The 21,479-nt window shown below is 38.7% G+C and carries 17 protein-coding genes and 1 pseudogene; 1 reads left to right on the forward strand and 17 read right to left on the reverse strand.

Features of this window, described 5'->3' with window-relative positions:
* Nucleotides 1–135 precede the first annotated feature (135 nt).
* The 11 genes and pseudogenes from coaE to QNH20_RS20265 all read right to left on the reverse strand — a co-directional run bounded on the left by coaE (nucleotide 136) and on the right by QNH20_RS20265 (nucleotide 12,775).
* The gene (coaE, locus tag QNH20_RS20215) at nucleotides 136–747 is read right to left on the reverse strand and encodes a dephospho-CoA kinase (RefSeq protein WP_283919760.1); all 612 of its coding nucleotides are present in this window, start codon (nucleotides 745–747) and stop codon (nucleotides 136–138) included.
* Nucleotides 748–768: 21 nt separating this feature from the next.
* Nucleotides 769–1,404 carry a sporulation membrane protein YtaF gene (ytaF, locus tag QNH20_RS20220; RefSeq protein WP_283919761.1) on the reverse strand — a complete coding sequence of 212 codons (636 nt, stop codon included), beginning with the start codon at nucleotides 1,402–1,404 and terminating at the stop codon, nucleotides 769–771.
* A gap of 95 nt (nucleotides 1,405–1,499) precedes the next feature.
* Nucleotides 1,500–2,327, reverse strand: coding sequence for a DNA-formamidopyrimidine glycosylase (mutM, locus tag QNH20_RS20225; protein ID WP_283923460.1), 828 nt, complete (start codon nucleotides 2,325–2,327; stop codon nucleotides 1,500–1,502).
* 75 nt (nucleotides 2,328–2,402) lie between these two features.
* Entirely contained in the window at nucleotides 2,403–5,039 is a 2,637-nt protein-coding gene (gene polA, locus QNH20_RS20230) for a DNA polymerase I (RefSeq protein ID WP_283919762.1), read from the reverse strand.
* Nucleotides 5,040–5,061: 22 nt separating this feature from the next.
* Entirely contained in the window at nucleotides 5,062–6,828 is a 1,767-nt protein-coding gene (gene pnpS, locus QNH20_RS20235; protein ID WP_283919763.1) for a two-component system histidine kinase PnpS, read from the reverse strand.
* Complete coding sequence (locus tag QNH20_RS20240) at nucleotides 6,825–7,541, reverse strand: response regulator transcription factor (protein WP_283919764.1); 717 nt, start codon at nucleotides 7,539–7,541, stop codon at nucleotides 6,825–6,827. Before QNH20_RS20240 ends, pnpS begins: the two co-directional genes overlap by 4 nt.
* 206 nt (nucleotides 7,542–7,747) lie before the next feature.
* A complete protein-coding gene (locus QNH20_RS20245) occupies nucleotides 7,748–8,224 on the reverse strand; it encodes a MaoC/PaaZ C-terminal domain-containing protein (protein WP_283919765.1) in 477 nt (158 codons plus the stop codon).
* Nucleotides 8,225–8,307: 83 nt separating this feature from the next.
* Nucleotides 8,308–9,246 (reverse strand): malate dehydrogenase, encoded by a 939-nt coding sequence (gene mdh / locus QNH20_RS20250; protein ID WP_283919766.1) that lies wholly within the window; start codon nucleotides 9,244–9,246, stop codon nucleotides 8,308–8,310.
* A 254-nt stretch (nucleotides 9,247–9,500) separates the two neighbouring features.
* The gene (icd, locus tag QNH20_RS20255; protein ID WP_283919767.1) at nucleotides 9,501–10,769 is read right to left on the reverse strand and encodes an NADP-dependent isocitrate dehydrogenase; all 1,269 of its coding nucleotides are present in this window, start codon (nucleotides 10,767–10,769) and stop codon (nucleotides 9,501–9,503) included.
* A 131-nt stretch (nucleotides 10,770–10,900) separates the two neighbouring features.
* Nucleotides 10,901–12,019 carry a citrate synthase gene (citZ, locus tag QNH20_RS20260; RefSeq protein ID WP_283919768.1) on the reverse strand — a complete coding sequence of 373 codons (1,119 nt, stop codon included), beginning with the start codon at nucleotides 12,017–12,019 and terminating at the stop codon, nucleotides 10,901–10,903.
* Nucleotides 12,020–12,312: 293 nt separating this feature from the next.
* Nucleotides 12,313–12,775: pseudogene (locus QNH20_RS20265) on the reverse strand (DUF441 domain-containing protein).
* A 202-nt stretch (nucleotides 12,776–12,977) separates the two neighbouring features.
* On the opposite strand from QNH20_RS20265, the gene ytvI reads away from it, so the two are divergent.
* On the forward strand, nucleotides 12,978–14,093 hold the full coding sequence (ytvI, locus tag QNH20_RS20270; RefSeq protein ID WP_283919769.1) for a sporulation integral membrane protein YtvI: 1,116 nt from the start codon (nucleotides 12,978–12,980) through the stop codon (nucleotides 14,091–14,093).
* A 235-nt stretch (nucleotides 14,094–14,328) separates the two neighbouring features.
* Here ytvI and pyk read toward each other — a convergent pair whose 3' ends face one another.
* The 6 genes from pyk to ystJ form a co-directional block, all read right to left on the reverse strand.
* Complete coding sequence (gene pyk / locus QNH20_RS20275; RefSeq protein ID WP_283919770.1) at nucleotides 14,329–16,092, reverse strand: pyruvate kinase; 1,764 nt, start codon at nucleotides 16,090–16,092, stop codon at nucleotides 14,329–14,331.
* 41 nt (nucleotides 16,093–16,133) lie between these two features.
* Nucleotides 16,134–17,093 (reverse strand): 6-phosphofructokinase, encoded by a 960-nt coding sequence (pfkA, locus tag QNH20_RS20280; RefSeq protein WP_283919771.1) that lies wholly within the window; start codon nucleotides 17,091–17,093, stop codon nucleotides 16,134–16,136.
* A gap of 393 nt (nucleotides 17,094–17,486) precedes the next feature.
* Nucleotides 17,487–18,464 (reverse strand): acetyl-CoA carboxylase carboxyl transferase subunit alpha, encoded by a 978-nt coding sequence (gene accA, locus QNH20_RS20285; RefSeq protein ID WP_283919772.1) that lies wholly within the window; start codon nucleotides 18,462–18,464, stop codon nucleotides 17,487–17,489.
* A complete protein-coding gene (accD, locus tag QNH20_RS20290) occupies nucleotides 18,458–19,387 on the reverse strand; it encodes an acetyl-CoA carboxylase, carboxyltransferase subunit beta (protein WP_283919773.1) in 930 nt (309 codons plus the stop codon). Before accD ends, accA begins: the two co-directional genes overlap by 7 nt.
* Before the next feature lie 146 nt (nucleotides 19,388–19,533).
* Entirely contained in the window at nucleotides 19,534–20,160 is a 627-nt protein-coding gene (locus tag QNH20_RS20295) for a FadR/GntR family transcriptional regulator (protein ID WP_283919774.1), read from the reverse strand.
* A gap of 8 nt (nucleotides 20,161–20,168) precedes the next feature.
* Nucleotides 20,169–21,407: an NADP-dependent malic enzyme gene (gene ystJ / locus QNH20_RS20300; protein ID WP_283919775.1), complete on the reverse strand. Its 1,239-nt coding sequence runs from the start codon at nucleotides 21,405–21,407 to the stop codon at nucleotides 20,169–20,171.
* Nucleotides 21,408–21,479: the final 72 nt, after the last annotated feature.

Below are 21,479 nucleotides of genomic sequence, written 5' to 3' on the forward strand. Positions count from 1 at the left end.
TTGTTTTATTGTAATTAGTATAACATATTTAGGTTTAATTGTGATAAATAAATGGCGGATTTTTAAATGTTTTTTAATTCTGATAACTTATTAACTTATATCTAAAAAAAATGAGAAGGGGAGCCCCTTCTCACATTATGATCTTTCCAGATTAATTCCCCATTTTATTAAAACATCAATGAGTTGCTTTTTTAAATCTGCTATTGATCCATTATTATTAATCACTTCATCCGCCAGCATTACTTTTTCTGTAAGAGGCATCTGGGAACGGATTCTTGCTTCAGCATCCACTACCGATAGGTTATTTCTTACGATTAATCTTTGAAGCTGCGTTTCATAATCTACAAATACAAGAATAGTTTTATCCACCAGATTCGTTAGTTTACTTTCAAACAATAACGGGATATCAAGAACAACCACTTCTTTATTGTTCTTTTTTGCATCTTCTACTTGTTCCTTCATTCTTTTCCTTACTTCTGGGTGGGTAATTTCATTTAAGAGCTTCCTTTTCTCTGCTTGATGGAAAATAATCGAGCCGAGTTTTGGACGGTTGATTTCTCCATCCTCCATTAAAATTTCTCGGCCAAATTCAGCGATGATTTTATTGTAAGCAGGCTCTCCTTTTTCCACCGCCAGGCGTGCTTCAACATCGGCATCGACCACTGTGACATCCATTTCCTTTAACATATTTGATACTGTACTTTTTCCACTGGCAATTCCGCCTGTTAGACCGATAACTAGTGTCATGCTCGTTTCCTTCCTAGATAATTATATCTTCCAGATTCCTATGATTATTAATAGGATGCCTGGCAAAAAGGTAAACTTTTGTATCCATTCAAACTTATGAAAGAAAGTTCCGCTTTTTATCCCTAAAAGAACAAATAAGGAGCTCATTATCGCAACAGACACTGCTAAATAAATTGGCGAAAAACCAAGCATAGCTGCTCCAATCCCTGCTCCAAATGAATCTAAGGATAAGGCTAATCCCAGCATTAACGCTTCAATCCCTGTAATCGTACCTGATTGGTCAAAATCAGCAGACATTGGCTTTTTCAGGATATTAATGGCTAATCCTAAAGATCGGATTTCAAAATTCACAATTGTCTTTTCATATTTTACTATTTCTTTTTCCTTCTCTGGCCGGAAAAATTGATACAATACCCAGGCACCAAGGGCGATTAGAATGAACCCTCCCATGCTTGCCGTGATACTCGGCGATAGCACTTTTTCTAAGCCGTGTCCAATTGAAACGGCAATCATTAAAGAGACAGCCGAGCATGTTGCAATAATTAGAACTGACTTAATCGGCATTACCATTTGCCTCAATCCATAGGTAAAACCGACACTAAAGCTGTCAAGGCTGAGTGCAAATGCTAATACGAGAAGTGAGAACAACTGAACCATTAGTCTCTGACTCCTTCCTCCAAATCACTACGATAGTATATGGAAGGAGCCCATCCAAGGTTAATGTTATTCCATTTTCCTTAATTTCGTCTCAGTTAAAGCTTCTGACATGCAGGGCAATAATGTGTTCCTCTGCCACCTACAGTCGTTTTCTCTAGTGGAGTTCCGCATTTTTTACATGCTTCTCCTTTTCGTCCATAGGCCAATAACTCAAGCTGAAACATTCCAATCTCTCCTTGTGAATTAACATAGGAGCGAATTGTACTGCCGCCCTTTTGGACCGCCTCGTTTAACGTTGCCACAATTTCCCGATGGAGAGCAGCAACTTCCTTTTCATTTAGTGAACTGGCAATGCGTTCCGGATGAATTCCAGCTCGAAAAAGCGCCTCATCAACATAAATGTTGCCAAGCCCGACAAAAACCTTTTGATCAAGTAAGGCTGGTTTGACTTTCCTGTTTGTCTTTTTTAACTTCCCAGCCAAATATTCTTCGGTAAATTCTGCTGAAAAGGGTTCCGGTCCAAGATCAATCAGCGGCGGTTTTAGAAATTCGTCGCCTTTCTTGTACAAATGCATCGTTCCAAATTTCCGAACGTCACGATACCTTAATTCCGTATCATCCATAAAGTGAAAAATGACATGTGTATGTTTATCAAACGCCTCTGTCTTAGGGTAGAGCCCATATTTCCCTTCCATTCTTAAGTGCGATACAATTGCAAAATTTCCCGTATATATAATTAAAAATTTCCCTCTTCTACCGACATCAATAATGGTTTCCCCTTTTAAAGCATCAATGAATTGTTCGACATCGACAGGATTTTTAATAATTTTTGGCCAGAAGACAGTTATGTTTTCAATTGTTTTATTAAGTACTAATTTCTTTAACGTTCTTCGTATTGATTCAACCTCAGGAAGCTCTGGCATATCCATCGTCCTCCCCTTTGCTGTGTATTTATCAGAATTAACAGGCAGTAAAAAAACACTGATTGATGTTTCACTTTATTTCGCGTCAAACCAGGTTGGACCATAGGAGTAGTCTACTTTTAAAGGTACCCTTAATTCGAGCGCATTTTCCATTACCTCAGGGACTAATTTTTTTAAGATCTCCACTTCATCCATAGGAGCCTCAAAGATCAATTCATCGTGTACCTGCAGTAAGAGCCGCGTCTTTAGCCCTTGATCCTTTAATGCTTCGTCCATGTCAATCATTGCTTTTTTTATGATATCAGCGGCACTTCCTTGAATTGGTGTGTTCATCGCTGTTCTTTCTGCAAAGCTTCTGATGTTAAAATTACGGCTCGTGATCTCGGGGATGTACCTTCTCCTGTGCAATAAAGTTGATACATACCCTTTTTGTCTTGCCGAGTGAATGATGTCATCCATATATTCCTTTACACCAGGATAACTGTTAAGGTATCTTTCAATAAATTGGCTAGCTTCTTTTCTCGTGATTCCCAAGGATTGAGAAAGTCCATAATCACTGATCCCGTATACGATTCCAAAGTTTACTGCCTTGGCATGACGTCTCATGTTAGAGGTAACCTCATCTTTATCAACGTGGAAGACCTCCATAGCTGTTTTCGTATGAATATCCAAATCATCCTTAAAGGCCTGAATCAGTTTTTCATCGCCGGCAATGTCTGCAAGCACACGCAGCTCTATTTGCGAATAGTCCGCCGCAAAGATCACCCATCCCTCTTCTGAAGGAACAAAAGCCTGACGAATCTTTCTTCCTTCTTCAAGGCGGATTGGGATGTTTTGCAGGTTTGGATCAATTGAGCTTAATCTGCCAGTCGCTGTTAAGGTTTGTTGATACCTTGTATGGACTTTTTCTGTTTTTGGATCAATCACTTTCAGTAGTCCCTCAATATATGTGGATTGAAGCTTTCCTAATTGTCGATAAAGAAGAATATGTTTAATAATTTCGTGATCCTCTGCCAACTTTTCTAAAACATCCGCTGATGTCGAATGACCTGTTTTTGTTTTCTTAAAGGAATGCAGACCTAATTTTTCAAATAAAATAACACCCAGCTGTTTAGGTGAGTTAATATTGAATTTTTCACCGGCTAATTCACATATTTTTTCTTCAATTTCGACAAGACGCTCATTCAGCTCTTTCCCCATCATCAGGAGACGTTCCCGTTCTACTTTAATACCCCACGATTCCATGTCAGCTAAAATAAGCGATAAAGGCATTTCAAGTTCTGTAAATAATTCGTATTGTTCATTTTTCCTTAATTCATCTTCGAGTTTTTCTTTCAGTTCAGCCATGGCTAGACTCTTTCGAACGAGATGCTCTGCAAGCTTAGACGCTTCTGGAACCGTTTGTTTTGCTCCTTTGCCATAAAACGATTCATCTGATTGAATATTGTGGATATCATATCTTTTCGCAATCGCTGCAAGATCTTCAATATTTTCAGATGGATTAATGAGATAGGAAGCCATTAAAATATCAAAGTCGGTTCCTTTTAAATGGATACCTCTCCTTTTTAAGGAAACTTCGGATTGCTTTGCATCATATACTATTTTCTTTTTTCCTTCGTCTTCTGCCCATTTTTTAAATGCTGCTGATTGTAATGCTTGCTCTGTTGGCAAGTAATACTGCCCATTTTCATTTACAAGAGAAAAACCAATGATCTCCGCATAATGATAATTATCTTCCAGCATTTCAACATAAAAATAATTGTGATCAGCAAATATTTCGTCCGTTATTTCAGCCGGAATGACATACTCCACCTTTTCAAGCTCTTGCTCTTCGTTTACTGTTGTATCTTCACCTAGCCTGTCCAATAATGAATGAAAACCTAATTCTTTAAATAATGACACTAATTTTTCTCTCGCAAAGCCTTCATAGGTAATTTTCTCTATATCCACTTCAACTGGCACATGTCGTTCAATCGTGGCAAGTTCTTTGCTCATTAGGGCCTGCTCTTTAAACTCTGTTAGTTTTTCCTTTAGTTTGTTCCCACTGACTTGATCAATCGAATGTAACAGATTTTCTAAAGTTGAAAACTCTTTTAGCAGCTTAATCGCAGTCTTTTCCCCAACACCCGGTACCCCAGGTATATTATCAGAAGTATCACCCATTAAACCCTTCATATCGATAATTTGCTCTGGAGTAAGACCGTATTTTTCAGCCACATGCTCAGGGGTATACTTTTCAATATCAGTAATTCCCTTGCGGGTAATCCCGACTGTTGTAGCAGAAGAAGAAAGCTGGGTTAAATCTTTATCTCCGGAAATAACTTTTACTTCATAGCCATCCTTTTCAGCTGTCAAAGAAAGAGTACCGATAATGTCATCGGCCTCGTAGTTCTCAAGCTCATATCTTGAAATCCCATAAGCATCTAACAATTCACGAATAAATGGAAATTGTTCCGATAACTCCGGCGGGGTTTTTTGTCTGCCACCTTTATATTCTGTAAAGGTTTTATGACGAAAGGTTGTTTTTCCAGCATCAAATGCAACAAGCATATGCGTTGGCTTTTCATCCTCCAAAATTTTCATTAACATCATTGTAAAGCCGTATACTGCATTCGTATGGATTCCTTTATCGTTATTAAGCAAAGGTAATGCAAAAAAGGCACGATAGGCGATACTGTTCCCATCAATCAGGACAAGCTTTTTCTTTTCCAACTATCTTCACCATCCAAAAAAATCATTTCTTATGAAGTTCAATAATAAATTCACTGCCTTCGCCCACTTTACTCCTAACACTTATATTCCCATGATGGGCTTCAATTAAATGTTTCACAATTGCTAAACCTAAACCTGTTCCGCCCGAATTACGGCTTCTAGCACGGTCAACTCGGTAAAATCGTTCAAAAATACGCGGAATTTCTTCTTCCATTATGCCAACACCAGAATCTTTTACATGAATCCGGACATTTTCTTCAAAGTCTAGAAGGATGATTTTCACATACCCTTCAACCGGTGTATAGGTAATGGCGTTGCCGATTAAGTTAATAAACACTTGTTTTAGGCGATCAGCGTCACCAATTATAAACACTTGGCTCTGCTTACAATAAAATTCAAGGTGTATGTTCTTCGCCTCTGCTTTCCCTGTAAGCAGTGTCATCACATCTTCTAGAAGCGAACGCAACTCTACTTCCTGCAGGCTCAATTGGAAGCCTTGCTGCTCTATTTTGGAAAGATCCAGTAAATCTTGAATAAGTGTTTGAAGGCGGTCACTTTCTTTTAAAATAATCGAAAGGAATGCTTCTAATGTTTCTTGGTTATTCATCGCTCCATCCAACAGTGTCTCAGTAAACCCCTTAATCGATGTAACAGGGGTTTTTAGTTCGTGCGAAACATTGGCGACAAAGTCTTTACGCATCTGCTCAAGTTTTTTTAATTCTGTTATATCATGGAATACGAGCAATACCCCTTTCCAAACATTGTTTGTCCCAATAATCGGCACCCCATAAACAGCAAAATATCTTCTTTCAATCAAAAAAGGTATAAGCAATTGTTTACTGGCTTTTTGTTCTGTTCGGAATACTTCTGCAACTAAATGGCAGATTTCTTCATTTGCAATGACTTCATAATAAAGTTTATTTAGATAATCTTTCGAATTAACATGAAAGATATCAATATAGCCTTTATTGATTAGATTTATGTAACCGCGGCTATCGATTAAGACTAACCCTGCCCCCATATTTTCAATCAGAACACTTAGTCTATCCTGCTGCATTTCCTGTGCTTTTATCAGCGTTTGAAGGTTTTCTGCCAGCATATTAATCGACGAACCCAGCATCCCTGTTTCATCGAGACGGTCGATAGATGTTCTGGCACGGTAGTTCCCTTTTGCTAATTCAATAGCAACATTTGTCGCGGATTCTATTGGTTTTGTATATCTTGAGGTAATTCTAATGCCAAGAAAAATGATAGCAATTAAAGCCATTCCAAGGCTGATGGAGAGGATCCACCAGATTTGCCCATATGCTTGTTTTACTTCATTAGTTTTCGTGCTTAGAAATATGTAACCTTCCTTTTTTCCGTCTTTTTTAATTGGCTTCCAATAATAGTGAAGGTCATAGCCATCACCTTCTTCTAAGCGATCCTCTTTTTTCGGACTTTTCTTTATTACATCCCGAATGATTTCGTTAAGTCCCTTTGTGCTTTTTTCGCTAAGATCTGTACCCCCGTCGCTATCGTACAAAATCTTTCCTTCAGGATTTGTAATAGTGGCTCGAACATTTAACATCTTACTGAATTTCAAAACATCCTCTTTATTAAAGGAGGACACTCCACCAGTTTCCTCGATATATGTGATGAGAAGATCCCGCTCTATTTTTAGACGTTCATTGAACGATTGTGAATAATAGTTTTTAAACAATTGGCCAAGCAATATTCCTAAACCGACTAATACGGTAATAATTAGAGTCGTAAGGGCTATTAATAGCCTTGTTCGGAACTTTGTCATTCTCTTTTGGGCTCCTCCAGTTTGTAGCCAAGACCGCGGATAGTTTTAATATAGGCCGGCTTTTTCGTGTCCTCTTCAATTTTTTCTCTAAGATGTGAAATATGGACATCAACAATTCTAGTATCGCCAGCAAAGTCATAATTCCAAACAGCGCTGAGTAATTGATCCCGTGTTAACACCCTGCCTTTATTTTGCGCAAGGTAGAGGAGCAATTCAAATTCTTTTAGCGTTAACTCAAGAAGATTCTCTTTAAAGTAGGCTTCATATTTTTCTGGAAAAATAGTCAATTTTCCAATACCTATTTGCCCATCAGTTTGATCATTTTCTCCTGCCGATTCCGTTTGAACCTGTGTTCTCCTTAAAATTGCTTTTACACGAGCTATGACCTCTCTCGGACTGAATGGCTTGACCATATAGTCGTCTGCGCCGAGCTCAAGGCCCAATATTTTATCAAGCTGATCATCTTTTGCTGTTAGCATTAAAATAGGAATCATTATATTTTTTTGGCGAAGTTGTTTGCATACTTCCATGCCATCTAATTTTGGCAGCATAAGATCTAACACGATGATATCTGGTGCCTCGGTTTCAGCTAAAATTCTCCCCTCATTCCCATCCATTGCAGTTATGACTTCAAATCCTGCCTGTTCCAAATTATATTTAAGTAAGGTGACAATTGACTGCTCATCGTCAACTACAAGAATTTTATTTTTCATAATAACCCCCGTTATTCAAGATACCTTCATTATATATTTAAGGAAGAGGGATTATCTAGTTTTATGGGCTAATACATAAAAATGTTACATTAATTTAACGTTAACTAAATAGTCATGTTTCTGTTCCGATCAACCGGTCGGTACACTATACTTTCCAATGAACAAAAAAAGGAATGTCAACGCATTCCTTTTTTTAAATACCGTTATTAAAAATTCTCCAAAGCCTTTCCATGAATTTCTTCTAACCTATGCGGCGGACAAACCTTGATTTTTCCGTTAATCACTGGCTCATTTTTTTCATTCGTTCCTACTACACTCATGACAACAGTATGCTCAGTTGGTATTACTTCAATAACTTCAAACAAAAACTCAACGGTACCGTAATGATAGACAGGCTTAGGAAACTCAATATTTTGGCTTATAATATGGCTGCCCGGCCCTGGTAAATATTTTGAGATGGCAGAGGTAATCATCCCCGTAAGCATAATACTTGGGACAATCGGTTTTTCAAATGGAGTTTGTGATGCATAGTCATGTTGAATATAAAGAGGATTCGCATCATCTGTTAATCCTAGATATAGGAGAAGGTCCTTATCTTCAATTTTTTCAGTTAATGATAACTTTTCACCAACCATTATTTCTTCAATTTTTCGCCCTAACTTTCTTTTTTTTCCTAAAAGCATCGAATACCACCTCTACTGTAAGCGATTTCATAATAGATAGAGAAATTCGGGGACACCTTTAGGACCCCGAATTCTCATTATTATTACGCTAATACTTGCATTACATTGCGAACTGATTCAACAGATTTGTCTAATGCAGCTTTTTCATCTGCAGTAAGCTCAAGCTCGATAACCTTTTCAATGCCATTTGCTCCAAGAATGGTTGGAACACCAAGGTAAATTCCTTCGTAGCCAAATTCTCCTTCTAGGTAAGCAATCGATGGTAATACACGTCGTTGGTCTTTCAGGATTGCTTCGCACATTTCTACTAAAGAAGCAGCAGGTGCATAATAAGCACTTCCATTACCAAGAAGGTTGACAATCTCGCCGCCGCCTTTTCTTGTACGTTCCACGATTGCTTCTAAGCGATCTTTAGGAATTAATGTTTCTAATGGAATACCGCCAGCGTAGGAGTACCGTACAAGCGGCACCATATCGTCCCCATGTCCGCCAAGAACAAAGCCTGTAATATCTTTTACTGAAAGGTTTAATTCTTGAGCAACAAATGTACGGAAACGGGCAGTATCAAGGACACCTGATTGACCGATTACACGGTTTTTAGGAAAACCTGATTCTTTAAACACAGTGTAAGTCATAGCATCAACAGGGTTTGTTAACACAACAATTGTACAGTTTGGAGAGTATTTCACAATCTCCTGGGTAACACTTTTCATTACTTTTTGATTGGTTTGCACTAAATCATCTCGGCTCATGCCTGGCTTACGTGCAATACCTGCAGTAATTACCACGATATCAGAATCGCGGGTATCCTCATAGTTAGAAGTACCTGTAATATTAGAATCAAATCCTTGAACAGGACTTGCTTCAAGCATATCCAATGCTTTACCTTTTGTTGAGTTTTCCATTTGTGGGATATCAACTAGAACGACATCACCAAGTTCTTTTTGTGCTAATAAGAATGCAGTTGTAGCACCAGTAAATCCACCGCCGATTACAGAAACTTTTTTACGTTTTAATGACATTATTGCTCTCCCCTTTTTCATCAATAATTCACAACAGGGGCTGCTCGAAAACAGCCCTAAAGTTCTGTCTAGCTCCAGCGCCTAGGGGCTCTGGTCTAAGTCAATTCGACAAGAAGGTTAAAAAGCAGCCTTCTTACCAACTCCAATAATGCTTTTTATACGCATTAAGGGAGACTAATTTCTGGCTTCACTCTGCTTGCAAGTTGATTTTTCTCCCAATATCGCCCTGGTCAAGGCGCTCCCATATTTCTTGATTATTCCATATTTTTAATTAGCTCATCAGCAAATTCTGATGCTTTTACTTCTGTTGCGCCTTCCATTAAGCGTGCGAAGTCATAAGTAACAACTTTAGAAGCAATTGTATTTTCCATTGATTTAATAATCATTTTAGCTGCTTCGTTCCAGCCTAAGTGCTCAAGCATTAACACACCGGATAAAATAACAGAAGAAGGGTTTACTTTATCAAGTCCAGCATATTTTGGTGCTGTACCATGTGTTGCTTCAAAAATAGCATGTCCAGTTTCATAGTTTATGTTTGCACCTGGAGCGATCCCAATTCCTCCAACTTGTGCAGCAAGGGCATCAGAAATATAGTCACCGTTTAAGTTCATTGTTGCAACAACATCGAACTCACGTGGACGAGTAAGGATTTGTTGTAAGAAGATATCTGCAATCGCATCTTTTACGATGATTTTACCAGCAGCTTCTGCATCGGCCTGTGCTTTGTTTGCAGCATCAGTACCTTGTTCAGCTTTGATACGGTCGTATTGATTCCAAGTAAACACTTTATCGCCGAATTCTTTTTCAGCAAGCTCATAACCCCAGTTTTTAAACGCACCTTCAGTGTATTTCATGATGTTTCCTTTGTGTACGATTGTAAGGGATTTACGGCCTTCTTTAATTGCATAGTTAAGAGCAGCACGGACTAAACGGCTTGTACCTTCTTCGGAAATTGGCTTAATGCCGATACCTGAAGTTTCTGGGAATCTGATTTTCTTAACGCCCATCTCATTTTGTAAGAAGTCGATTACTTTTTTTACTGCCTCAGAGCCCTTTTCATATTCAATACCAGCATAGATATCTTCAGTATTTTCACGGAAGATCACCATATCTGTGTCTTGCGGACGCTTAACTGGTGAAGGAACACCTTCAAACCATCTTACAGGACGCAAGCAAACAAACAAATCTAATTCTTGACGTAATGCAACGTTCAAGGAACGAATTCCACCGCCAACTGGGGTTGTTAATGGACCTTTGATCGCAATCAAATATTCATTAATGACATCAAGTGTTTCTGATGGAAGCCATTCACCCGTTTGGTTGAAAGCTTTTTCACCAGCTAAAACTTCTTTCCAGACTAATTTACGTTCACCTTTATAAGCTTTTTCTACAGCTGCATCTAAAACTCTGTAGGAAGCAGCCCAAATATCAGGACCTGTACCGTCTCCTTCAATAAATGGGATAATTGGATTGTTTGGTACATTTAATACTCCATCTTTAACTGTGATTTTTTCGCCTTGCATAGTTGTTCTCCCTCCTATTATGTAAAAACCCTTTGTCATATATATGACTGAATCAAAGGTTAGAGAGCCTGAGCCCCTAACCTTTTTTCATTCAATCCTATTGAATCAATTTTTCGAAAAAAAGTAAAATATTATCCTCTTTGCTCAACAGGAACATACTTTTGCATTCCTGGACCAGTATATTCTGCACGAGGACGGATTAACCGATTGTTTTCATATTGCTCTAAAATATGTGCCAGCCATCCAGATACACGGCTTACAGCAAAGATCGGTGTCATTAAGTCATGATCAATTCCTAAACTGTGATAAACAGAGGCAGAATAGAAATCCACATTTGGCGGTAAATTCTTTTCACCGGTAACGATGTCTTGAATCTTTACAGACATATCATATAAGTGTGGTTCGCCTGTCAATTCTGTTAGCTTTTTGGACATTTCTTTTAAATGCTTTGCACGGGGATCTCCCTTACGGTAAACCCTGTGGCCAAAGCCCATGATTTTTTCTTTGTTTTCGAGCTTACCGCGAACATAAGGCTCAACATTTTCAAGTGTGCCAATTTCAGTCAGCATATTCATAACTGCTTCGTTTGCACCACCGTGGAGAGGTCCTTTTAATGCGCCGATTGCCGCTGTTACACCAGAATAAACATCAGATAATGTTGCCACACACACACGTGCAGTAAAGGTTGATGCATTTAATTCATGATCTGCGTGCAATACGAGTGCTTTATTCATGGCTTCAACAGCAATTGCTTCTGGTTCATTTCCTGTTAGCATATATAAGAAATTCGCTGCAAAGCTTAAATCCTTTCTTGGTGCGATTGAGTCAAGACCTTTTCTAACACGTGCAAAGGTTGTTACAATTGCAGGCATTTTCGCTTGAAGCCGAACTGCTTTTCGATAATTGGCTTCCTCATCCATTAAATCGGCTTCATCATCATAAAGTCCCAATAAAGAAACCGCTGAACGAAGTGCTGCCATCGGATGAACTTTTTGAATTGGATACATTTTAAAGTGCTCAATTACTTCTGGCGGCAGAGCTGAGTTTTCAGCAAGTTGTTTTTTCAATTCTGCTAATTGTTCAGCATTCGGTAATTTGCGATGCCATAATAAATAGATTACCTCTTCAAAACTAGCATTTACAGCCAAATCATCAATGTCGTAGCCAACGTATGTTAGCGTGTCATCAATGATTGAGCTGATTGAGGAAGTTGTTGCCACTACCCCTTCAAGACCGCGAGTTACTGTCATAGAAAATCTCTCCCTTACATTCTAAAATTTCCCCATTACCCTTTTTCAAATCAAAAGAACTTGCCGACTTGCGATTCCTTTCATTACATTAACTGAGCGATTGCTCGGGACATTTGCAAACTGTTTGTATGCCTTTTCATTCACAAAAAAATTATTTTACAAGTAATTCAGCATATATATTTATGGTTTATGTAAAAAAGGATACGCTTACAAGCCTATTATAAACAATTATTAATTTTTTGTGAACGAAAAGGAGTTGAAAAATACAAAAAAAATATTATTTTACAAAAAATCTAGCTAAAAAAACTAAAAATTTTCATAGCAGCATAAGCGATGCCTGCGCCAATTAAAGGTCCAACTGCTACCCCTTTAAAAATAGAAACAGAAAGAATAGTTCCTAATACTAGTGCCGTTGTAATCTGCGGGTCATCAGCTAGCAGCTTTACCCCCCCTTTTGCAAGCAAGGCCACAAGCATCCCGGAGATGAGGGCTATCCATGCAAACGGTGTTTTAAAAGCGCCTGATAAGTCTCTAAAACCTATTTCACCACTGGCAATGGGAGCTAAAACAGCAATTGTAATAATGGTCACTCCCCAATTAATTCCTTTTGATTGTATAAATGAAAAAGACTTTGCATCCATACCACCTGCTTTCAATAAAAGCAGGACGGCAATAGCAATCAGTAATGAACTATATTTTTGCGATCAAGCTAATTACAAGTAATAGTAATAAGAATAATATTGATTCACTTGGCATTCTTTTCATCAACCCTTCCATAAATTATCGTACCATAATATTCTTCTAGGTGTTTATATAACAATTTTCATCTCATATATGAAACTTTTCCCTTTCAGTGCTCGTATTAATTTAAGGTACATAAATTTGATTGGGAAATTATGCAGTTTCATTCATAAAATGTTAAACTTTAACTATAAATTTTTATAAAGGAGGCCTGCTTTTGAATCCAAAGTACATAAACCGGACAATACGATTCTTAATTGTCATTGGGGTAGTTGTTTTGGCTCTCTACTCATTTTACTTTTTATCCTCAGTAACATATCCATTTTTAATTGGGCTTATAATTGCCTTTATGATTAATCCGCTTGTTAACTTTCTTGAAAAAAAGGCAAAAATGCCACGAGTACTAGCTGTTTTCGTTGCATTAATTATAATATTTGCTTTATTTGCAGGGTTAGTTACTCTTTTAGTCGCGGAGATTGTCTCAGGGGCAGCCTATTTGGCTACAGTTGTTCCGCAACACCTTGATACACTAATTGATTATATTCAGGATTATTTTACTGCTCAAATCATTCCGCTTTACAATCAATTAACAAGTGTTTTTAATAAACTTGATGCTGGTCAGAAGGATACAATCATTGCGAACATTCAAAATTTTGGGACGAATATTGGAACAACGGCTGGAACATTTTTTAAAAATCTGTTTGGAAGTATACCAAATGTCTTATCTTGGTTTCCAAATACAGCAACAGTCCTCGTTTTCTCGTTATTGGCTACCTTCTTTATTAGTAAGGATTGGTATCGTTTGTCAGCAATGGGTGCAAAACTATTACCTGAGAAGGCAAAATCAAGTGGCAGATCCGTTTTTATTGACTTAAAAAAAGCATTATTTGGGTTTATTAAAGCTCAAGCAACACTAATTTCAATTACTACTGTAATCATTCTGATTGGTCTTTTGATCTTAAGAGTTGACTATGCGATTACGATTGCTTTAGCAACAGGTATCGTCGATATCATTCCTTATCTTGGTACGGGTGCTGTGTTTGTGCCGTGGATCATTTATTCAGCTATTAGCGGCGATCCAGGCCTTGCCATAGGCCTAGGCGTTCTTTATATTATTGTTATCGTTCAACGGCAAGTTATGGAACCAAAGATTCTATCATCTAGTATAGGTCTTGATCCATTGGCGACACTTATAGCATTATTTATTGGTTTTAAGTTAATAGGCTTTTTAGGATTAATCGTCGGCCCGGTTTCCCTGGTCATAATCACCACCCTCTATCGTGCAAATGTCTTCCATGATGTTTGGTCCTTTATTAAAGGGAAAGAAGCATAAAATAAAACTTCTCTCAATTGGTGGTTTTCCATCACACCACTGAATGTTAGTCCCATTCAACTAAGCCTATGAAAAACACATCGGCAAATTTCACTGTATCTCACCAAATAAGCTTTTACATGCAGTTGATCCTCCGTTTATTCTTTTTTCCTTAAAATCTAGAAGGGGAGGACTTACTGCACGTTAATGAGAGAGAAAAAACGTCAGCTCCTAATTTAGAAGCTGACGTTTTTTATTATAGTACGCTTGCATGACCGTTATAAATAACTCCTCTAGTTGCATCCACTGTAATTTCTTGACCCTCTTTAAGCAATTCTAAAGCGTTGTCTACACCAACAATGACAGGAATGCTTAAGTTTAGGCCAACAACAGCTGCATGGCTCGTTAATCCACCTTCTTGCGTAATAAGGGCAGCACATTTTTCAATAGCAGGGACCATTTCACGATCTGAACCGATTGTTACAAGAATAGAACCTGGCTTTACTTTTTCTAAAGCCTCTTTCGCACTATGGGCAATCACCACTTTCCCGAAAGCAGACCTGCGGCCAATTCCTTGCCCCTTCGTAATGATATCACCAACAACATGAATCTTCATTAAATTCGTTGTACCTGCTTCACCAACAGGAACGCCGGCAGTGATGACAACCAAATCTCCATGCTTTACAATACCGCTATTTAAGCTTTCTTCGACAGCAATATCGAGCATTTCATCAGTAGTGGTACAAATTCTCCCCAACTGAGGGTAAACACCCCAAACTAGCTGCAAACGACGGCAAACATGATCATTTGCTGTTACAGCAACAATCGCTGCTTTCGGACGATACTTGGAAATCATTCTTGCTGTATGACCGCTCTCCGTTGGAGTAATAATTGATTTGACTTCTAAGTTTAAAGCTGTATGGGCAACTGATTGTCCAATTGCATCCGTAATATTATGTTCAGTGTCTTTGCTCCGGCTTGATAAAATTTCTTTATGATCCAATGCCTGTTCAGCTCTTGAAGCAATATTGTGCATCGTTTGCACGGCTTCCACTGGGTAAAGTCCTGCAGCTGTTTCACCAGAGAGCATAATTGCGTCTGTTCCATCAAAAATAGCATTGGCGACGTCGCTTGCTTCTGCACGTGTAGGTCTTGGATTTCGCTGCATCGAATCGAGCATTTGTGTTGCCGTGATTACAGGTTTGCCAAGAGCATTACACTTCTTAATTAACTGTTTTTGTACAAGAGGAACCTCTTCTGCTGGGATTTCCACGCCAAGGTCCCCACGGGCAACCATCAGGCCATCAGAGATTTCAAGGATCTCATCAATGTTATCTACGCCTTCTTGGTTTTCAATTTTAGGGATAATGTGGATATGTGTAGCTTTATTTTCTTCAAGTAGCTGACGGATTTCTAACACATCTTTTGCCCGACGGACAAAGGAAGCTGCAATGAAATCAATGCCCTGTTCGATTCCAAAAAGAATATCATTCGAATCCTTCTCAGTAATGCCCGGCAGGTTAACCGATACTCCAGGAACATTTACTCCTTTTTTATTCTTTAATGTACCGCTGTTTAAAATTTTCGTATGAATTTCAGTTGCAGCTTTATTTACTTCTGTTACTTCAAGGCCAATTAAACCATCATCTAAAAGGATTTTTGAGCCCACATGGACATCGTCAATCAACCCTGGGTATGTAACAGAGAATTTTTGTATGGTTCCTTCTACTTCAGTCATTGAAACAGTCACATTTTCGCCGGCTTTTAACTCAATCGCACCGTTTTGCATGTTATGAGTACGAATCTCCGGGCCTTTTGTATCTAGCAGGATAGCTATCGTTTTTCCGGCTTGCTCTGCAGCTTCACGAATATTTCGAATCCGGGCACCATGTTCTTCATAATCACCATGTGAAAAATTCAAGCGGGCAACGTTCATACCAGAATTGATTAATTGAGTTAATTTTTCTACGCTTTCACTAGCGGGACCAATCGTACAAACGATTTTTGTTTTTCGTAACATCTTTAATTTCCTCCCATTTTAGAAAAGACAAACGCTCTTTCTTAAATTGATAATTCCTTTGATAGCTTAAATAGGTCAAGATCTAATCTATGTTTTTTATCTAGAGCTTCAATGATGTCGTAATCAACTAGCTGATTTTTTTCAATTCCTACAGCACGGCCGCCTTTTCCTTCAATTAAAAGCTCTACTGCCCTTGCTCCTAACCTGCTGGCAAGGACTCTGTCTGCAGCAGTTGGAGAGCCGCCGCGCTGAATGTGGCCTAAAACCGACACTCTTGTATCAAAGCTAGTTGCTTCTTGCAGCTGACGAGCAAACTCAACGCCACTACAAACTCCTTCAGCAACAACAATAATACTATGTTTTTTCCCACGTTCTTGACCGCTTCTCAGCCTGTCTGCCACTTCATTCATGTCAAAGTTCTCTTCAGGAATTAAAATCGTTTCTGCACCACCTGCAAGTCCTGCCCATAAAGCAATATCACCTGCATCACGTCCCATTACTTCAATGACAAAAGTTCTTTCGTGTGATGTTGCAGTATCGCGAATTTTATCAATTGCATCGATTACCGTATTTAATGCCGTATCAAAACCAATGGTTTGTTCCGTTCCCGGAATATCATTATCAATCGTACCTGGAACACCTACGCATGGAAAGCCTTGCTCTGTTAATGCTTTAGCCCCACGGTACGACCCATCACCGCCAATGACAACAAGCCCATCAATTCCATGTTTTCTAAGCTGCTCAATACCTTTTTGCTGTCCTTCTTTTGTTTTAAATTCCGGGCAGCGTGCCGAATGCAGCATCGTTCCCCCTCGATGAATAATATCACCAACTGAACCAAGCTCAAGCTTTTTTATATTTCCAGAAATTAATCCTGTATAACCTCCATAAACACCATAAACTTCAACATTATGAAAAATTGCCTTACGGACAACAGCACGAATCGCTGGATTCATCCCTGGAGAGTCGCCGCCGCTCGTAAGTACCCCAATTTTTTTCATTCTTACCACCTCAATCATGATTTTAGAAAAACTTATGTACCCTTTTGTTCGTACAATGAGATCAGCTAACTTTAAATCGATACTATTATTATAAGCATAAAACCTTCGAATATTTATAAAATAACATGAAGAAATGCAGGTAACAACCGATTCCTATTAGTAATTATAATAGACGGAATAATTAGTGAACTGGAAGCGGTTTATTTGTGGTTGAAAGCGGCATCTTTATCTTTTCAGGGGATTTTTTGTGAATCCTTTGTGAACAAGAAAAAGCGGAAGTGCTTTGCTGAAAGGCTTATGCCTCCAAGCTCCTAGGCACTGTAAATGAATATTTCTCAAAGTTCGCATTTTATTATATTTTTAAAAAATCGTGCCCTAATGAGCACGATTTTTTTAATTTACACCAATGTAATCCTTCAATATGGTGTATTCTCCTATTGTCCTGAATCGATTATAACGGTCAGCTATTAATTCATCTTCTGATAGTTTAAGTAACTGCTGAAGAGACATTTTAAGGACCTTTTCTATTCCTTCTGCTTGCTTTTTGATATCCTTATGGGCTCCGCCTTTAATTTCAGGAATAATATCATCAATGACACCCAGTTCTTTTAAGTCAGGGGCTGTAATCCTCATTGTCTCAGCCGCATTTTTGGCAAGGGATGCATCCTTCCACAAAATAGCTGCCGCTCCTTCAGGAGAAATAACAGAGTAGGTTGAGTTTTCGAGCATGTATATGCGGTTGCCGACGCCAAGTGCAAGGGCACCACCGCTTCCACCTTCACCAATAACAATACAAATAACCGGAACTTTAAGACCAGCCATTTCAAAAAGATTACGGGCAATCGCTTCACTTTGGCCGCGTTCTTCCGCAGCTTTCCCTGGATAAGCACCTTTCGTATCAATAAAACAAATGATTGGGCGATTAAATTTATCAGCCTGCTTCATCAAGCGTAATGCTTTTCGGTAGCCTTCAGGATGGGGCATCCCAAAGTTTCTGCGAATATTCTCTTTCGTATCTTTCCCCCGTTGGTGACCGATAACGGTAACAGGAAGTCCTTTAAATTTAGCAACACCGCCCACGATGGCCTCATCATCTGCATAAGTACGGTCTCCATGGCATTCGAAGAAGCCTTCAAATAGGTAAGAAATATAATCAAGTGTTGTCGGCCTATTCGCAAGACGTGCTATTTGCACGCGATCCCATGGCTTAATATTTTCATATATATCCTGCTCTAGCTTTTCGAGCCGTGCCTCTAATTTTACAATTTCAGAACTTAAATCGACATCAGCTGTTTTCGTGAACTCTTTTAATTCAGAGATTTTCTTTCTTAATTCCACAATCGGGCGTTCAAACTCTAATTCCCCTACCATTCGATCTCACCACCTGGTTGATGAATTTCTAAAATGTTCGTGATTTTCTCAACTAAATCGATACGTGAAATAATTGCATCCAACTGACCGTGTTTTAAAAGAAACTCGGCAGTTTGAAAATCTTCCGGCAGTTCTTCACGAATAGATTGTTCAATGACTCTGCGGCCGGCGAAAGCAATTAGTGCACCAGGCTCAGCAAAGTTGTAATCGCCCAATGAGGCGAAACTAGCAGATACACCGCCCGTTGTTGGGTGTGTCATAATGGAAATGATTAACCCGCCATTATTGCTAAACCTTTTTAACGCAACACTTGTTTTGGCCATCTGCATCAAGCTTAAGGCACCCTCCTGCATTCTAGCACCACCTGATGCAGTGAAAATGATGAATGGAAGTGAAAGTTCATCTGCTTTTTCAATCGCAAGGGTAATTTTTTCACCTACAACAGAGCCCATACTCCCCATACGGAAAGAAGCATCCATAATAGCCAATACAATCTTTTGACCATTAACCGTTCCCATTCCAGTGACAACGGCCTCGTTTAACTTACTTTTTTGCCGATCTTTTTCTAGCTTTTCAAGATAGTCTGGGAAATTCAATGGATTTTCAGACACCATGTTTTCATTGATTTCTACAAAACTACCCTCATCAATAAAGCTGTCAATGCGCTCTTTTGCATTCATTTGGAAATGAAAGCCGCAATGTAAACAGACCTTCGTATTTTTTAATAATTCCTTTGTATACATGATTTTCTTACAAGAAGGGCACTTTGTCATAATCCCTTCAGGTACGTCACTTTTAGCAGTTTCTGTTGGAATTGTTGCATATTTTTTCTTTTTCGGTTGATTTTTTGTAAATAGATCTTTAAGAGCCAAAATAAAACCTCCTTGTATAACACAGACTTGCCAAAGGGCAAGAATCTCCATCTTTTGCTATTCAGAAGTCTGTCTATCCTACGTCAACTTCATACCTGAAAACTCCCAAAAGTGGTCAGACCACTGGATAATTAAAAACACCCTTATTTCTGGGCTTGTATAGCTTACACTATAAAATAAAAAAAGTTCAAAATCTGTTAGTATTTGTCGTTAAAATCAGACAAATTTCGAAGTTTACCATATGCAGAAAGTGTTTTTCCTGCATCCTTTTCTCCCAAAGCTTCTAGCAAAACAAGATAGTCTCCCCGCTGATAGTCTACAGGTTGATTATTTAGTGAATAATAATATTCCTTTAAAATTAGCCACATTCTTAAGAATAAGTGGTTATCTGAAATCTCAATAATCCGATGAAAAAACTCATCATCTGAAAAGTTTTCTGCTTTTATGACCCATTCCTTTAATGTTGCAATATGTCGATTATCGACTTTTTTCAGTGCTAAGCGCAGACAATCCATTTCAATATAGTTTTTGGTTTCGAATACATCGTGTTTTGCTTTTTCATCCTGTAAAATGAATGTACTGAGAAGCTGGACCAGCTGGTGGCCGCGAAAATCTCTAATAAATGTCCCTTCGCCCCGCCTTGTTTCGATTAATCCAAGTAATTCCAATGCCCTAAGAGCTTCGCGAACGGAAGAGCGCCCGAAATTCAGGCGCTCTGATAATTCCCGTTCTGAAGGAATCTTATCTCCAGTCTTAAGTCCATCAATAGTTATCATTTCTCGTAACTGTTTTACAATCTCTAAATATACTTTGGTATTCGCCACTTACTTAATCACTCACTTTTGCCAATAATCGCGAGCCTCTGTGTTTTTTCTTTTACATCCTCAGGATCTACCTTAATTCGGGCTACACCAGTTTCCATTGCTGCTTTTGCAACAGCAGCAGCTACATTTGGAGCTACTCTTGGGTCAAAAGGAGCTGGAATGACATAGTCTGCATTAAGTTCATCCTCACTAATTAAGCCGGCAATGGCTTCCACTGCAGCAACTTTCATTTTTTCGTTAATATGTGTTGCACGAACATCAAGTGCTCCACGGAAAATTCCTGGGAAGGCAAGAACATTGTTTACTTGGTTTGGAAAATCAGAACGGCCGGTTCCAACGACTTTTGCCCCTGCTGCTTTTGCTTCATCAGGCATAATCTCTGGGTCTGGGTTGGCCATGGCAAAAATAATCGAATCTGGATTCATAGATGCTACCATTTCTTTTGTAAGTGCTCCGGCAACAGATACTCCAATAAATACATCGGCACCTTTGATCACATCTGCGAGACTTCCCGTTAAGTTTTCGCGATTGGTAAATTTCGCCACTTCCGCTTTGACCACATTCATACCATGTGGGCGGCCTTCGTAAATCGCACCCTTAGTATCACACATAATAATATCTCTTACACCATAGCTATATAACAACTTAATAATTGCAATCCCTGCTGCACCTGCACCGCTTGCAACTATTTTTATTTCAGTCATTTTCTTTCCAATCAATTTAAGGGCATTGACAAGACCTGCAACCGTAACAATAGCTGTTCCATGCTGGTCATCATGAAAAATTGGAATATTCGCTTCCTTCTTCAATCTTTCCTCAATGACAAAACAATTTGGTGCGGCAATATCTTCAAGATTTACTCCCCCAAAGGTCGGCTCAAGAAGTTTAACCGTTTCAACAATTTTGTCTACATCTGTAGTATTTAAACAGATTGGAAAGGCATCAACACCAGCAAAGCTTTTAAAGAGAACGGCCTTGCCCTCCATTACAGGAAGCGCTGCTTCAGGGCCAATATTACCGAGACCCAGAACAGCCGTGCCATCGGAAACCACAGCGACCATGTTTCCTTTCATGGTATAATCGTAAACTGTTTCCGGTTTTTCATAAATATCTTTACATGGCTCTGCCACACCTGGTGAATAGGCTAAACTTAAATCCTTTGCATTTCGAACTGGAACTTTTGATTTCGACTCTAACTTTCCTTTATTAATTCGATGCATATGTAATGCTTCTTCACGTAAAGTCAAGATCTGTCACCCCTTAAATAATTCAAAAAAATAAATAAACATCCCATTTAATCAAACTCCAACTATAGTGGT

It is taken from the genome of Neobacillus sp. WH10 (assembly GCF_030123405.1).
In the GTDB taxonomy this organism is placed as follows: domain Bacteria; phylum Bacillota; class Bacilli; order Bacillales; family Cytobacillaceae; genus Neobacillus.

What these genes read in the sequence shown, in the direction of transcription:
- coaE (WP_283919760.1), bottom strand. Translation starts at nt 747, where the DNA reads ATGACACTAGTTATCGGTCTAACAGGCGGAATTGCCAGTGGAAAAAGT.
- ytaF (WP_283919761.1), bottom strand. Translation starts at nt 1,404, where the DNA reads ATGGTTCAGTTGTTCTCACTTCTCGTATTAGCATTTGCACTCAGCCTT.
- mutM (WP_283923460.1), bottom strand. Translation starts at nt 2,327, where the DNA reads ATGCCAGAGCTTCCTGAGGTTGAATCAATACGAAGAACGTTAAAGAAA.
- pnpS (WP_283919763.1), bottom strand. Translation starts at nt 6,828, where the DNA reads ATGACAAAGTTCCGAACAAGGCTATTAATAGCCCTTACGACTCTAATT.
- QNH20_RS20240 (WP_283919764.1), bottom strand. Translation starts at nt 7,541, where the DNA reads ATGAAAAATAAAATTCTTGTAGTTGACGATGAGCAGTCAATTGTCACC.
- QNH20_RS20245 (WP_283919765.1), bottom strand. Translation starts at nt 8,224, where the DNA reads ATGCTTTTAGGAAAAAAAAGAAAGTTAGGGCGAAAAATTGAAGAAATA.
- mdh (WP_283919766.1), bottom strand. Translation starts at nt 9,246, where the DNA reads ATGTCATTAAAACGTAAAAAAGTTTCTGTAATCGGCGGTGGATTTACT.
- icd (WP_283919767.1), bottom strand. Translation starts at nt 10,769, where the DNA reads ATGCAAGGCGAAAAAATCACAGTTAAAGATGGAGTATTAAATGTACCA.
- citZ (WP_283919768.1), bottom strand. Translation starts at nt 12,019, where the DNA reads ATGACAGTAACTCGCGGTCTTGAAGGGGTAGTGGCAACAACTTCCTCA.
- pyk (WP_283919770.1), bottom strand. Translation starts at nt 16,092, where the DNA reads ATGTTACGAAAAACAAAAATCGTTTGTACGATTGGTCCCGCTAGTGAA.
- pfkA (WP_283919771.1), bottom strand. Translation starts at nt 17,093, where the DNA reads ATGAAAAAAATTGGGGTACTTACGAGCGGCGGCGACTCTCCAGGGATG.
- accA (WP_283919772.1), bottom strand. Translation starts at nt 18,464, where the DNA reads ATGGTAGGGGAATTAGAGTTTGAACGCCCGATTGTGGAATTAAGAAAG.
- accD (WP_283919773.1), bottom strand. Translation starts at nt 19,387, where the DNA reads ATGGAGATTCTTGCCCTTTGGCAAGTCTGTGTTATACAAGGAGGTTTT.